We start from the raw sequence: 15042 nt of genomic DNA, 5'->3' as shown, positions 1-15042 counted from the left end.
TTATCGTAAAATACATAAAAAAATTACGATAATGAGAAAGCGTAGATTAGGATTTCTTGAAATCTGGAATTTAAGTTTCGGATATCTAGGAGTTCAAATGGGTTTCGCCTTGCAAAACGCAAATGCGAGCCGTATTCTAAGTTCATTTGGTGCCGATGTGCACGAATTGTCTTGGTTTTGGATTGTTGCACCGCTAATGGGATTGATTGTTCAACCTATTATTGGTCATTATTCAGATAATACTTGGTCTAAATTTGGACGAAGAAAACCATACTTTTTAGTAGGAGCTTTATTGGCTTCTTTCGGATTAATCTTAATGCCACAAGCAGGTGCATTTACGGCATTGATGCCTGCATTATGGATGGGTGCTGGATTCTTGATGATAATGGATGCTTCATTCAATATCGCGATGGAACCGATGCGTGCATTTGTAGCAGATATGTTGCCTTCGGATCAACGTACATTAGGATATTCAATTCAAACTGTAATTATTGGTTTAGGAGCTGTTGTCGGTTCGTGGTTGCCTTATATTTTGAGCAACTGGTTTGGTGTTTCAAGTATTGCAGCGGAAGGAGAAGTTCCGTTTCACTTAATTTTATCATTCATTATTGGAGCAATTGCAATTATTGTAACCGTTTTAATTACCATTTTTACAACAAAAGAATATTCGCCAGAAGAATTAGACGCTTTCGAAAAAGCAGAAGGTAGAGAACCAATTGTTGAAGAAAAAGCAAGCTTAACACAGATTTTTACCGATTTTGGGAATATGCCAAAAACGATGAAACAATTAGGTTTGGTACAGTTCTTTACGTGGTTTGCATTATTCGGTATGTGGGTATTTGCTACGCCTGCAATCGCTCATCATGTGTACGGTTTGTCTTTGAGTGATACACATTCAGAAACGTACCAAAAAGCAGGGGATTGGGTTGGAATTATCTTCGGAGTTTACAACGGAATTTCTGCAATATTCGCCTTCTTTTTACCAGCAATAGCCTTAAAATTTGGTCGAAAAACAACACATGCTATTTCATTAATTTGTGGAGGATTAGGATTAATTTCAATCTATTTTATTCACGATCCAAAATTACTAATCCTTTCCATGATCGGAGTAGGAATCGCTTGGGCAAGTATCTTATCGATGCCTTATGCAATTTTAGCGGGAGCAATTCCAGCGAAAAAAATGGGTGTTTACATGGGAATTTTCAATTTCTTCATTTGTATGCCTCAAATCGTCAACGCATTGTTAGGCGGTCCAATTGTAAAATATTTATATCACGATAATCCAATTTTCGCCATTGTTACCAGCGGTGTTGCGCTAATTATTGCAGCACTTTTTGTAACGCGCGTAAAAGATGTGGATGAACCAATCAAAGCATAATCATTTTGAAAACTAAAGCATTTATTTTTGATTTAGATGGTGTCATCGTCGACACTGCAAAGTACCATTATTTAGCATGGAAAAAATTAGCGAATAATCTAAACATCGATTTTACGCACGAACATAACGAATTATTGAAAGGTGTTTCTCGTGTGCGATCATTAGAAATTATTCTTGGATTGGGAAATGTTGAAGCTTCTGATGAGCAGAAAAACGAATGGTTAATTCAGAAGAACAAAGAATATTTAGAATACATTGATAAGATGGACGATTCTGAAATTTTACCAGGCGTTATGGACGTTTTAAACTTTCTAAAAGAAAACAATCAACCAATTATTTTGGGATCAGCTTCTAAAAATGCACGTCCAATTTTAGAGAAAGTTAATATTCTAAATTATTTCGATGATATCGTAGATGGAAACGATGTTTCTAACGCAAAACCAGATCCAGAAGTTTTTATCGTTGGAGCGAAAAAAGCGAATCAAACAAACGAAAATTCAATTGTATTTGAAGATTCTGTTGCAGGAATTGAAGCAGCAAATGTAGCAGGAATGACAAGCATCGGAATTGGAGAAGCTTCGGTTTTGAATGAAGCGAAATACAACTTTAAAAATTTTACTGAAATCTCAGAGGATTTCTTGGTCGAATTAATCAATCAATAATTATACAAACTACATACAACAAACAAAATGAATCAAGATTATATCATCCCGAATGCGTGGTCAATTATCGAAGAAGGGTTTGAAAAAGATCGTGTAAAATCGTCTGAAAGTTTATTTTCTATCGGAAATGGAGCAATGGGACAACGTGCCAATTTCGAAGAATTTTATTCAGGTGATACATTTCAAGGAAGCTATATTGCCGGCGTTTATTATCCTGACAAGACAAAAGTGGGATGGTGGAAAAACGGTTATCCAGAATATTTTGCAAAAGTATTAAATGCGCCAGTTTGGATTGGAATTGACATCGAAATTAACGGTGAAAAATTTGATTTAAACACTTGTAAAGAAGTTAAAAATTTCCGTCGCGAATTGAATATGAAAGAAGGTTTATTGGATCGTTCATTTATTGCGATTTTACCTTCAGGATTAGAAATTGAGGTTTTTGTTCGACGTTTTCTTTCTGCTGATTTAGATGAATTAGGAGCAATTAAATATGACATCAAACCAATCAATGATGATGCGAAAATTGTCTTCAAACCTTATGTTGATGCAGCTGTAAAGAACGAAGATGCGAACTGGGAAGAGATTTTTTGGGAACCAATTTTTTCTGAAATTAAAGGTGAACAAGGTTTTGTACAAGCGCGTACGTTCAAAACTCATTTTGAAGTCGTAACATTTATGCAGAATAAAATCTTGGTAAATGGAAGTTATCAACAAAATACACCAACAAGTGATGTTAAAACTGAAACAAAAGTAGAATTTACATATGAAGTTGAGGTAAAAGCGAATGATACCGCGACAATTGAGAAATTTGGAGGTTATGTAGTTTCGACAAATCATCCTAAAAATGAATTAATTAACGCTGCCGAAAATGTATTATCTCAAGCAAATGAACAAGGTTATGAACAATTGTTAATAAACCAAAAAGAAGCTTGGGCAAAGATTTGGGAAATGGCTGATATCACTATAGAAGGTGATACAAAAGCGCAACAAGGTATTCGTTTTAATATTTTTCAATTAAATCAAACGTATTCTGGAAAAGATGAGCGTTTGAATATCGGTCCAAAAGGCTTTACGGGAGAGAAATATGGAGGTTCTACATATTGGGATACAGAAGCATATTGTTTGCCATTTTACATGGTAACAAAAAATCAAGAAGTTGCGCGAAACTTATTAATGTATCGTTTTAATCAATTGGATAAAGCGATTGAAAATGGAGAAAAATTAGGCTTCAACAAAGGTGCAGCTTTGTATCCGATGGTTACGATGAATGGTGAAGAATGCCATAACGAATGGGAAATTACATTCGAGGAAATTCACCGTAATGGAGCTATTGCATTTGCGATTTACAACTATGTTCGTTTTACGGGAGATCAAACGTATATTCCAGAAGCTGGTTTAGAGGTTTTATTAGGAATTGCACGTTTTTGGAAACAGCGTGTGAATTGGTCAAACGACAAAAAACAATATGTGATGTTAGGAGTTACGGGACCTAACGAATATGAAAATAATGTCAACAACAATTTCCATTCAAATTATTGTGCACAATGGTGTATGAATTATTTGTTGGAACAAGTTGAAAACGTCAAAACAAATTATCCAGAGGATTTCGCTCGAATCGCTGCAAAGAGAAGTATTACTGATGCTGAATTAGCAGAAATGAAAGAAGTTGCAGAGAATATTTATTTTCCATTCAGTGAAGAATTAGGAATTTATTTACAGCAAGATGGTTTCTTGGATAAAGATTTAACACCTGTTTCTGAATTACCAAAAGAAGAACGTCCGATTAATCAAAAATGGTCTTGGGATAGAATTTTACGTTCAGCTTATATCAAACAAGCAGACGTTTTACAATCGTTCTATTATTTCGAAGATCAATTTTCGAAAGATCAATTAGAAAAACATTTTGATTTTTACGAACCATTAACGGTTCACGAATCATCATTATCGCCTTGTGTTCATTCCATCCAAGCAGCAACGTTAGGAAGAATGGAGCAAGCATATACATTTTATTTGAGAACTTCTCGTTTAGATTTAGATGATTATAACAAAGAAGTTCACGAAGGATTACACATCACATCTATGGCTGGAACTTGGATGTCGATTGTAGAAGGATTTGGTGGAATGCGTGTGAAAAACGATCAATTGTATTTTGAGCCGCGTTTACCAGAACAATGGGAAGGTTTTTCGTTCAAAGTCAATTTCCGTCATCAAATCCTAAAAGTTATTGTAAATAAAGGAGAAACAATTTTTGAACTGGAAGGAACAGAACCGTTAGAGGTTTATGTTTTCGACCAGAAAGTAGTTGTTCAGCCTTCGATTTAATAAAGGGAATCTAATACCTTGAAGGCTTCGGTTTTCAGGGTATTTTTATTTAGAATAGATGTTTTAAGTTCTAAGTTTATTCTGAAAACTTATTTTAAAAAAGTCATCCTGAATTCATTTCAGGATCGCATGAAGCAGAGAATGAGAAGCTGAAACAAGTTCAGCTGGACAGAGAATTTAAAAAGATTCTTTGATAAACTCAGAATGACAAGTTCATTAACGACAATAAAGTAAATGTCATTCCGCAGAATGGAGGAATCTAAAAAACAAAACACATGAAAAAAATACTATTATTATCATCTTTCCTATCAACATTTGCTTTTGCACAGATTCAAAAAGTAGAGCCAATGTTTTGGTGGAAAGGAATGAAAAATCCAGAAGTTCAAATTCTGGTTTATGGAAAAGATATTAGTAAATACAATATTGAATTATCGGATAATGTAAAAATTCAAAATTTACAGAAAACTGAAAATCCAAATTATGTTTTTGTAACGATTAATACGAATGAAGTAAACAAATCATCATTCAAAATTAACATCAAAAACAAAAATAAAATCGTTGATTCGTATACATACGAGTTAAAAGATCGTCAACCAAATTCAGCGAATCGTTCATCGTTTTCATCAAAAGATGTGGTGTATTTAATTATGCCGGATCGTTTCGCCAATGGAGATGAAAGCAATGATTCGAAAAAAGAATTGCGTGAGAAAGTTAATCGTCAATTGCCAGGTGGTCGTCACGGAGGAGATTTACGAGGAATTATCAACAACTTAGATTATATCCAAAATTTAGGAGCCACTGCAGTTTGGTTAACTCCAGTAAACGAAGACAATGAAAAAGAATATTCGTATCACGGGTATGCTCAAACCGATTTATATAAAATTGATGGTCGTTACGGGACAAACGAAGAATACCGTGAATTGTCTCAGAAATTGAATCAACGTGGAATGTATTTGATTCAAGATTATGTCACGAATCACTGGGGAATCTCACATTGGATGATTCAGGATTTACCTTCAAAAGATTGGATCCATACATTTCCAGAAGGAGAAAATGGATTCCGTCGTTCGAATTATAGAACAACAACCCAATTTGATCCTAATGCTTCAGAGATTGATAAAATAGGCGCATTAAATGGTTGGTTCGATACGACGATGCCAGACATCAATCAAGCAAATCCATTAGTATTAAAGTACATCACTCAAAATGCCATTTGGTGGATAGAATATGCCGAATTAGGAGGTTTACGTGTAGATACATATCCTTACAATAACAAAGAAGGAATGGCAACTTGGGTAAAAGCAATTACAGATGAATATCCCAATCTAAATGTAGTAGGAGAGGCGTGGATGCATTCGCCAGCTCATGTATCGTATTGGCAAAAAGATTCGAAAATCGGTGAAATGGCGGGGTACAATTCGAATTTACCAGCGGTGATGGATTTTTCGTTGTATGCAAATATGACGAAAGCTTTTCAGGAAGAAGAATCGTGGGATAAAGGTTTGGTGAAAATCTACGAATCATTCACGAATGATTTCTTATATCCAGACATCAATAATTTATTGGTCTTTTTTGAAAATCACGATACCGAACGTTGGAACGAAATCTACAAAGGAGATATTAAGCCGTATCAACTAGCAACGACTTTAATCGGAACGGTTCGTGGAATTCCACAAATTTATTACGGCACTGAAATCGGTATGGCTGGAGATAAAAATACTGGTGGAGATGCAGCAATTCGTCAAGATTTTCTTGGTGGTTGGAAGTCTGATACACAAAATGCATTTAATCCAAATTCACGAACAGCAACGCAAAAAGCGTTCTATGATTTTACAGCGAAAGTATTCAATTGGCGTAAAAATAAAGAGGTGATTCATTCCGGTAAAACCAAACATTATGCACCAATCAATGATGTCTATGTGTATTTCCGATACAATGACAACGAATCGGTAATGGTGATTTTAAATAATAAATTAGATAAGCAAACCCTCCAATTGGATCGTTTTGAAGAATCGATCAAAGGATATCATACTGGAAAAGATATTTTATCGAATCAAGATTTCACAATTCATCCAAACGGTGAAATCACAATTGATGGAAAATCTTCGATGATTATTGAATTGATGAAATAGAATTACTGTCACACTGAGCTTGTCGAAATGTTTTTTATAATTCTTAAAAAGCTCAGAATAACAAAATCGTATAACGTAAAACATATCACGTACAACGTAAAAAGCAAATGAAAAAATTAACAACAACTATATTTACTTTACTTGCCATAGGCGCATTAAATGCCCAAATCATTGAATCGCCATCAAAGGAAGTAAAAGTTAACTTCGAATTAACAGCTAATGGTCAACCATCGTATTCGGTAACTTATAAAGGAAAAGAAATTGTAAAACCTTCAACATTAGGTTTCATTTTAAAAGATGCAGAAGCTTTAGAAAACGGATTTACAGTTACAAATTATACGACTAAATCAGTAAATGATGCTTGGCAACCTGTTTTAGGAGAATACAAAGAAATTAAAGATATTCATAACGAAGGTACGTTTCAATTAACGCAAACTTCTACTAACCGAAATGTAAATGTTACGTTTCGAGTTTTTGATGAAGGTGTAGCTTTTCGCTATGAATTTCCGAAGCAACAAAACTTAAATTACTTTGTCGTAAAAGAAGAAAAAACACAATTTAATTTAACAGGAGATCATCAAACATTTTGGTTACCTGGTGATTTCGATACACAAGAATATACATACATCGAATCGAAGATTTCAGGAATCGATCACAGTAAAATTGATATGAATAATGGGATTGGAGTGAAATCAATTGGGAAACCAAATTCAGTTCAAACGCCATTACAAATGAAAACTTCGGATAATATTTACTTAAATATTTTCGAAGCTGCAGTGGTTAATTATCCAGTAATGCATTTAGAATTTGATAAAAACTCCTATCAATTCAAATCGCATTTAGCACCAAACGCAATTGGAGATTTAGCTTATTTACAAGCGCCTTTCAACACACCTTGGCGTACAATAATGGTATCAGATGATGCCCGAGATATCGTAGGGAAAGGTCCTCAAATGATTTTAAATTTAAATGAACCGTCAAAAATTGAAGATACATCTTGGATTAAACCAATGAAATATGTCGGAATTTGGTGGGAAATGCACGTTGGGAAATCAACGTGGGATCGTCAAGGAACTCAAAACGCACAAAACCAAGTCGGACAGGAGGCAATTAAATTTCCTCACGGAGCGACTACAGAAAATACAAAACGTTACATCGACTTTGCAGCGAAACACGGATTCGACGGAGTTTTAGTGGAAGGTTGGAATGAAGGATGGGAAGATTGGTATGGGAACTGGAAAGAAGATGTTTTCGATTTCACAACACCTTATGCTGATTTCGATATCAAAGAAATTTCTGCTTATGCAAAATCAAAAGGTGTAAAAATGATTATGCACCACGAAACTTCTGGTTCAGTAGCCAACTACGAACGTCGTTTTGACCGTGCAATGGAGGTAATGAAACATTACGAATATCCTGCAGTAAAAACAGGTTATGTTGGTCGCATCATTCCAAGAGGAGAATATCACGATGGACAAACAATGGTCAATCATTTCAATTGGACGGTAGAGCGTTTCGCTGAAAATAAAATTTTAGTCAATACACACGAGAGTTCTCGTCCTTCGGGTTATCACCGTACGTATCCAAATTATATTGCTGCTGAGGCAGGGAGAGGAAACGAGTTTAATGCATGGAGTTATGGAAATCCTCCAGCGCACGAAACCATTCTACCCTTCACACGTCAGTTAGGTGGTCCTATGGATTATACGCCTGGTATTTTTGAAACAGAAATGAAAGTGTATAATGTTGGTCGTGATACAAAAGTGCATACCACTTTAGCGAAACAATTGGCTTTATATGTGACGTTATATTCTCCGTTACAAATGGCTGCCGATTTACCAGAAAACTACGAGAAGTATGCCGATGCTTTCCAATTCATCAAAGATGTGGCAGTGGATTGGGACGATACAAAATACTTAGAAGCTGAGCCTGGTGATTATTTAACAGTAGCGCGTAAAGCAAAAGGAAGGGAGAATTGGTTTGTAGGTGCGATTACAGATGAAAATCCTCGAAAAACTGAAATTAAATTAGATTTCTTAACGCCTGGAGTAACTTACGAAGCAACAATTTACCAAGATGCGAAAAATGCACATTGGGATAAAAATCCAAAAGCATACGACATCAAAAAAGTAAAAGTAAATTCAAAATCAAAACTGAAATTGAATTTAGCGGCGAGTGGAGGAACAGCAATTTCGATTTTTCCAATAAAGTAGAAAATGTTTTAAGTTCTACGTGATACGTTTTACGTAGAACTTCTTTCAATTCTCATTAATAAATTGTCACACTGAGCTTGTCGAAGTGTATTTTTAAGCTTCTTTGATAAGCTTAGAATGTTATTTAAAGTAATCTTGAATAGGTCACTGAGCGAAGTCGAAGTGCAGGATCAAATTAAAGATGATGAGAAGCTGAAATAAATTTAGCTTGACAATTTGAATACTTTTTTATCAAGAAAAGAATATTGGAGAATTAATTCTTCGGCAATCTCAAAAAGACAAAAAAATATAGATATAAAAAATAAACAAATTATAATGAAACACTTAAAATCAATTATAGCGTTAGGAATTTCAATGATGAGCGTCGTTTACGGTCAAGAATTGAAATCACCAAATGGAAATTTCAAATTAGATTTTTCTTTATCGAAAGATGGAAAACCAACGTATCAATTAAAATACAAAGGGAAAGATGTCATCAAACCTTCAACTTTAGGATTCGAATTTAAAGCGAACAATCAAATGAGTTTTGAATGGGAAAATCAAGTCGGAGATAAAAATGCATTTACAAATTTTGTATCTGGTTTTCAAATCGTAGATACAAAGACTTCAACTTTTGATGAAACGTGGACACCAGTTTGGGGAGAAGTAGCTAAAATCAGAAATAATTTTAACGAATTAGCAGTTACAGTTTCTCAACCGAAAACAGATCGTCAAATGGTGATTAGATTCCGATTATTTGATGATGGTTTAGGATTCCGTTACGAATTTCCTGAGCAAAAGAATTTAAAATATTTTGTGATAAAAGAAGAGCATTCTCAATTTGCTATGGCAGGAGATCACAAAACATGGTGGATTCCGGGTGACTATGATACGCAAGAATATGATTACACAGAATCAAAGTTATCAGAAATTAGAGGATTATTTGATCAAGCCTATACTGGAAATGCATCACAAAAATCATTTTCTAAAACAGGAGTTCAGACTTCATTAATGATGAAAGCTGAGAATGGATTATACATCAACATTCATGAAGCAGCTTTAATCAATTATCCAGCAATGAATCTAAATTTAAACGATAAAAATTTAGTATTTGAATCGTGGTTAACGCCTGATGCATTAGGTGATAAAGGATATTTACAAGCGCCTTTTAATACACCTTGGAGAACAGTTATTGCAAGTGATAATGCGGCAGATATTGCGTTTAAAGGGCCACAATTAGTATATAATTTAAATGAACCATCAAAGATTGAAGATACTTCATGGATCAAACCAGTGAAGTATGTAGGTATTTGGTGGGAAATGATTACAGGTCGTGGTTCTTGGGCTTATACAGACGATTTTTCTACAGTGCAATTAGGAATAACGGATTATAAAAACGCAAAACCAAATGGAAAACATGCGGCTAATAACGAAAATGTAAAAAATTACATTGACTTTGCTGCAAAACATGGTTTCGATGCGGTATTGGTAGAAGGTTGGAACGAAGGTTGGGAAGATTGGTTCGGAAATCACAAAGATTATGTGTTCGATTTTGTAACGCCTTATCCAGATTTTGATGTAAAAGCATTAAATGAATATGCAAAATCAAAAGGTGTAAAAATTATGATGCATCACGAAACTTCGGGATCAATTCGTAATTACGAAAGACATTTGGATAAAGCATATAAATTCATGAACGATAATGGTTATACATCTGTAAAAAGTGGATATGTTGGTGATATCGTTCCTCGTGGAGATTATCATTACAGCCAAAATACAATTAATCATTATCAATATGCAATCGAAAAAGCGGCTGATTATAAAATAATGGTCAACGCACACGAAGCGGTTCGTCCTACAGGAGTTGCGCGTACATGGCCAAATTTAATCGGAAACGAATCTGCACGTGGAACAGAATACCAAGCTTTCGGTGGTTCTAAACCAAATCACGTAACGGTTTTACCTTTCACACGTCTATTAGGTGGACCAATGGATTACACGCCTGGTATTTTCGAAATGGATGTGAAAAAATTAAATCCAAACAATCATTCTCACGTTAATTCTACGATTGCAAATCAGTTGGCTTTATACGTGACAATGTATTCTCCTTTACAAATGGCTGCTGATATTATCGAGCATTACAAACAATTTTCTGATGCATTTCAATTCATCAAAGATGTGCCTGTAGATTGGCAAGATTCTAATTATTTGGAAGCTGAACCAGGAAGATATTTAACAATTGCGCGTAAAGATAAAAATTCGAACAATTGGTTTGTTGGAAATGTAAATGGTGAAACGCCTCGTTCAACAAAAATTAAATTAGATTTCTTAGATAAAGGAAAAAAATACGAAGCGAAAATTTATGCAGATGCAAAAGATGCGCATTACAAAACAAATCCACAAGCCTATAAAATTGAAACAAAAAAGGTTGATTCAAAATCTGTTTTAGATTTAACATCTCAAGCTGGTGGAGGTTTTGCAATTAGTATCAAAGAAATTAAATAAGTAATGAGTGATGAGTATTGAGAAACTTGTTACTCAATACTCAAAACTTACTACTCAAAACTTTTTAGTATGAAAAAAATACTTTTCACGTTAGGAATAGCTTCATTGTTTTTAAGCTCTTGTTCAAAAACAACAACACAAGCTACGCAGACAAATCATTCAGAAAAACAACTATTTGTTTGGAATGGTGCAAATATTTATTTTTTATTGACCGATCGTTTCGAGAATGGAGATAAAAAGAATGATGTTAATTACGGGAGAACTGCTAAAACATCTAAATTAAGAGGTTTTGAAGGAGGAGATTTTCGTGGGGTAATCAATAAAATCGAAGATAATTATTTTTCAGATTTAGGAGTTAATGCGATTTGGATGACACCGATTGTGGAGCAAATTCATGGATATGTTGATGAAGGACAAGGAAAAACATATGGATTTCACGGTTATTGGACAAAAGATTGGACGTCGATTGATAAAAACTGGGGAACTGAAAAAGAGTTACAGGAATTAGTAGACAAAGCACATGCGAAAGGCATTCGTATTATGTTGGACGCGGTGATTAATCACACAGGTCCAGTTACAAATTCGGATGGTGTGTTTCCTGCTGATTGGGTTCGTGTTTCGCCACAATGTACTTATGAGTCTTACAAAACGACGATTGAATGTACGTTGGTAAAAAATCTTCCAGACATTTTAACGGAATCAGAAAATGATGTGATGTTGCCCCCGCAATTGTTAGCAAAATGGTCGCAAGAAGGTCGTTTAGACAAAGAAGTTGCTGAATTGAATGCTTTTTTCGCGAAATATAATCTTCCAAAAGCACCGAAATATTATATTATGAAATGGCTTTCAGATTATATTAGAAAGTATGGAATTGATGGTTATCGTGTCGATACGGTGAAACATACGGAAGAAAATGTTTGGAAGAAATTCGAAGAAATTTGTCAAGATGCTTTCGCAGAATATAAAACGAATAATCCTACAAAAGTATTGGATCAAAATAAGTTTTTCTTGTTAGGAGAAGTTTATGGATATTCGATTAATGATGGTCAGCAATATAATTTTCCTGATAAAACAGTTAATTATTTCGAGAATGGATTTGATGCATTAATCAATTTCGATTTGCGTTCAACTCAAAAAGAATCTAATCAAACTGTTTTTGATCGATACAATGATATTCTTCAAAATAAGATGAAAGGAAAGTCTGTGATGAGCTACATTACCTCGCACGATGACGGTTCGCCTTTTGATAAAAATCGTCAAAATACTTGGGATGCAGGAACTCGATTGTTATTGGCGCCAGGGATTTCGCAAATTTATTATGGAGACGAAACGGCTCGTCCGTTAGAGATTGAAGGTGTTGATGGAGATGCAAATCTTCGTTCGAATATGAACTGGGAAGATATTAAACCAAATTCAGAAACGGAATCATTATTGAATCATTACCAAAAATTAGGACAATTTAGACGAAATCATCCAGCGGTTGGAGCAGGAAATCAAACAGATTTGCAAAATTCTCCGTATATTTTTACAAGAAAATATAAGACAGACGAAGTGGTGATTGGTTTGGAAATGCCAATTGAAAAAAAAACAATTAATGTAAGTTCTGTTTGGAAAGATGGTACCAAAGTTCGCGATGCTTATTCAGGTTTTTCTGGAAAAGTTGTGAACGGAAATTTAGAATTGAATACGACTTCCAATATTGTATTATTGGAAAAAGTGAATTAGTTTTTTGAGAAGTAATAGAAGAAAAATGATAAAAAAAATAGTTGGTTTAACCTTGATGACAACTTTGTTTTTAACAAGTTGTGAAAGCAAAAAAGAAACAAAGTCAGAAGACGTTAAAACTGAAAGGAAAGAACAAAGCATTTTGCCTTTTACGGCTGATATGGCAGAAACTTCTGTGATTTATGAAGTGAATGTTCGTCAGTTTTCACCAGAAGGAACTTTTGCAGCGGTTACAAAAGAGATTTCGAATATCAAGAAATTAGGGGTTAAAATCCTTTGGATTATGCCCATTTACCCAATTGGAGAAGAAAATCGAAAAGAAGGTTTAGGTTCGTATTATTCGATCAAAGATTATAGAGGAATCAATCCAGAATTTGGAAATGCCGAAGATTTTAAGAAATTAGTTGATGAGGCGCACAAAAACGGAATCTATGTGATTTTGGATTGGGTTGCGAATCACACGGCTTGGGATCATCCTTGGGTAAAACAACATCCTGATTGGTATGAACAAGATAAGAACGGAAAAATGCATTCTCCTTACGATTGGTCGGATGTTGTGGCGTTAAATTTCGATAACAAAGAAATGCGCAAACAGATGATTGCCGATATGAAATATTGGTTAGATGATTTCAAAATTGATGGTTTCCGTTGTGATATGGCGCACGAAGTTCCGACAGATTTTTGGAATGAAGCAAAACCGCAATTGGCAAATGGTCGCGAAATTTTTATGTTAGCTGAAACGGAGAAACCAGATTTATTAGCAAATAATGCATTTGACGCCGCTTACGGATGGGAAATTCATCATATCATGAATGATATTGCAAAAGGTAAGAAAAACGTTTCTGCGATTGATGCGTACATGGATTCGATTCCGAAAAAATGGCAAGCGGACGATTACAAATTATTATTCACATCAAATCATGACGAAAATTCTTGGGCTGGAACTGAATACGAAAGAATGGGTGATGCGGTAGAAACATTTGCTGCATTAACGTATACTTTACCTGGAATTCCATTGATTTATAATGGACAAGAAGAAGATTTTAATCGTCGTTTAAAATTCTTTGTCAAAGATTCTATTGATCGTAATCCAACAGCAAAAATGCGTGGCGTTTATGAAAAGTTAGGAGAACTTAAAATCACAAATGAAGCATTTAATGGAGCGAAAAAAGCGGCTTCTTACGAACGTTTGAAAACATCTGATGATAAATCTATCTTAGCGTTCAAACGTCATAAAAATACGACAGAAGCTTATTTTATTGCGAATTTTACGAAAGCAAATAAAGAAATTATAGTTCCAATTAATGGGGTGTATAAAAACTTTATGAACAACGAAGATGTCACATTTGATGCAACAACAAAACTGAAATTAAAACCTTGGGAGTACCTGATTTTAGTTCAGAAGAAAAAATAATTTCTTAAAAGCTGGTTAAATTTTTAACCAGTTTTTTTTATGGTATAATGCTTGTTGATAAACGTTTAAAATCCAAATCATGAGAAAAATAATTTTATCAACAGCCGCCATTTTAAGTTTAGTTTTATCTTCGTGCGAATCGAAGAAAACAGAAAACACAGAAGTTGTAACAAATAAATCTGAAGTTGCAGAACAGCCAATTGTTTTGGAGAGTGATATTGCGAATCATCCAGAGTCATCGACTTCGTCAAATACCTATGTGGTTTTGCAAGATAATGGTCAACAAAAAACAGTAAATATTGACCCGAATGAAACCGTTATTTCAGCAAATAATTTGCCTGTTAATGCACAAAATTTTGTTTCGAAAAACTTTGGTAATATGGAGTTCGTGAATGCAATAAAAGAAGTTGAACGCAATATCACAACATATAATATTCAGTTGAAAGACGGAACAAAAATAGAATTTACAGATAATGGAGATTGGAAGGAGGTGAAAAATGGTCTAGGAAAAGCGATTCCGATTAAATTTTTCCCAGATAATATTCAAAAATATCTTCAAACTAAATATCCTAAAATTGATGCGAAATCAATTGAAATGGATACAAAAGATAAAGAAATAAAAGTAGAATTGTTACAAAATAATGTCGATTTGAAATTTGATTTGAATGGTAATTTTATCAAAATTGATTAATCACATACATCAAAAACC

The 15042-nt window shown here is 34.3% G+C and carries 9 protein-coding genes; all 9 read left to right on the top strand.

The genetic code is table 11. From position 1 onward, the window contains the following. The first annotated feature begins 31 nt into the window (after nucleotides 1-31). The 9 genes from B3I31_RS00715 (at nucleotide 32) to B3I31_RS00675 (ending at nucleotide 15024) form a co-directional block, all read left to right on the top strand. Complete coding sequence (locus tag B3I31_RS00715) at nucleotides 32-1378, top strand: MFS transporter (protein WP_038331042.1); 1347 nt, start codon at nucleotides 32-34, stop codon at nucleotides 1376-1378. Nucleotides 1379-1383: 5 nt separating this feature from the next. After that, complete coding sequence (gene pgmB / locus B3I31_RS00710) at nucleotides 1384-2040, top strand: beta-phosphoglucomutase (RefSeq protein ID WP_221853995.1); 657 nt, start codon at nucleotides 1384-1386, stop codon at nucleotides 2038-2040. Nucleotides 2041-2067: 27 nt separating this feature from the next. Continuing rightward, nucleotides 2068-4365, top strand: a complete 2298-nt coding sequence (locus B3I31_RS00705; RefSeq protein ID WP_114998830.1) for a glycoside hydrolase family 65 protein — start codon at nucleotides 2068-2070, stop codon at nucleotides 4363-4365. 275 nt (nucleotides 4366-4640) lie between these two features. Then, nucleotides 4641-6497 (top strand): glycoside hydrolase family 13 protein, encoded by a 1857-nt coding sequence (locus B3I31_RS00700; protein ID WP_291047710.1) that lies wholly within the window; start codon nucleotides 4641-4643, stop codon nucleotides 6495-6497. A gap of 107 nt (nucleotides 6498-6604) precedes the next feature. Then, entirely contained in the window at nucleotides 6605-8710 is a 2106-nt protein-coding gene (locus B3I31_RS00695; protein ID WP_219033777.1) for a glycoside hydrolase family 97 protein, read from the top strand. Between the two features lie 315 nt (nucleotides 8711-9025). Next, on the top strand, nucleotides 9026-11194 hold the full coding sequence (locus tag B3I31_RS00690; RefSeq protein ID WP_221853992.1) for a glycoside hydrolase family 97 protein: 2169 nt from the start codon (nucleotides 9026-9028) through the stop codon (nucleotides 11192-11194). Between the two features lie 69 nt (nucleotides 11195-11263). Further along, nucleotides 11264-12919, top strand: a complete 1656-nt coding sequence (locus B3I31_RS00685) for an alpha-amylase family glycosyl hydrolase (protein ID WP_291071909.1) — start codon at nucleotides 11264-11266, stop codon at nucleotides 12917-12919. A 25-nt stretch (nucleotides 12920-12944) separates the two neighbouring features. After that, nucleotides 12945-14333: an alpha-amylase family glycosyl hydrolase gene (locus tag B3I31_RS00680; RefSeq protein WP_286495094.1), complete on the top strand. Its 1389-nt coding sequence runs from the start codon at nucleotides 12945-12947 to the stop codon at nucleotides 14331-14333. A 79-nt stretch (nucleotides 14334-14412) separates the two neighbouring features. Then, nucleotides 14413-15024, top strand: a complete 612-nt coding sequence (locus B3I31_RS00675; RefSeq protein WP_280050766.1) for a PepSY-like domain-containing protein — start codon at nucleotides 14413-14415, stop codon at nucleotides 15022-15024. The last annotated feature ends 18 nt before the right edge of the window (nucleotides 15025-15042 follow it).

It is taken from the genome of Empedobacter sp. UBA3475 (assembly GCF_002378465.1).
Taxonomy (GTDB): Bacteria; Bacteroidota; Bacteroidia; order Flavobacteriales; family Weeksellaceae; genus Empedobacter; species Empedobacter falsenii_B.
This window is presented reverse-complemented; position numbering and strand designations above follow the sequence as displayed.

What these genes read in the sequence shown, in the direction of transcription:
- B3I31_RS00715 (WP_038331042.1), top strand. Translation starts at nt 32, where the DNA reads ATGAGAAAGCGTAGATTAGGATTTCTTGAAATCTGGAATTTAAGTTTC.
- B3I31_RS00705 (WP_114998830.1), top strand. Translation starts at nt 2,068, where the DNA reads ATGAATCAAGATTATATCATCCCGAATGCGTGGTCAATTATCGAAGAA.
- B3I31_RS00700 (WP_291047710.1), top strand. Translation starts at nt 4,641, where the DNA reads ATGAAAAAAATACTATTATTATCATCTTTCCTATCAACATTTGCTTTT.
- B3I31_RS00695 (WP_219033777.1), top strand. Translation starts at nt 6,605, where the DNA reads ATGAAAAAATTAACAACAACTATATTTACTTTACTTGCCATAGGCGCA.
- B3I31_RS00690 (WP_221853992.1), top strand. Translation starts at nt 9,026, where the DNA reads ATGAAACACTTAAAATCAATTATAGCGTTAGGAATTTCAATGATGAGC.
- B3I31_RS00685 (WP_291071909.1), top strand. Translation starts at nt 11,264, where the DNA reads ATGAAAAAAATACTTTTCACGTTAGGAATAGCTTCATTGTTTTTAAGC.
- B3I31_RS00680 (WP_286495094.1), top strand. Translation starts at nt 12,945, where the DNA reads ATGATAAAAAAAATAGTTGGTTTAACCTTGATGACAACTTTGTTTTTA.
- B3I31_RS00675 (WP_280050766.1), top strand. Translation starts at nt 14,413, where the DNA reads ATGAGAAAAATAATTTTATCAACAGCCGCCATTTTAAGTTTAGTTTTA.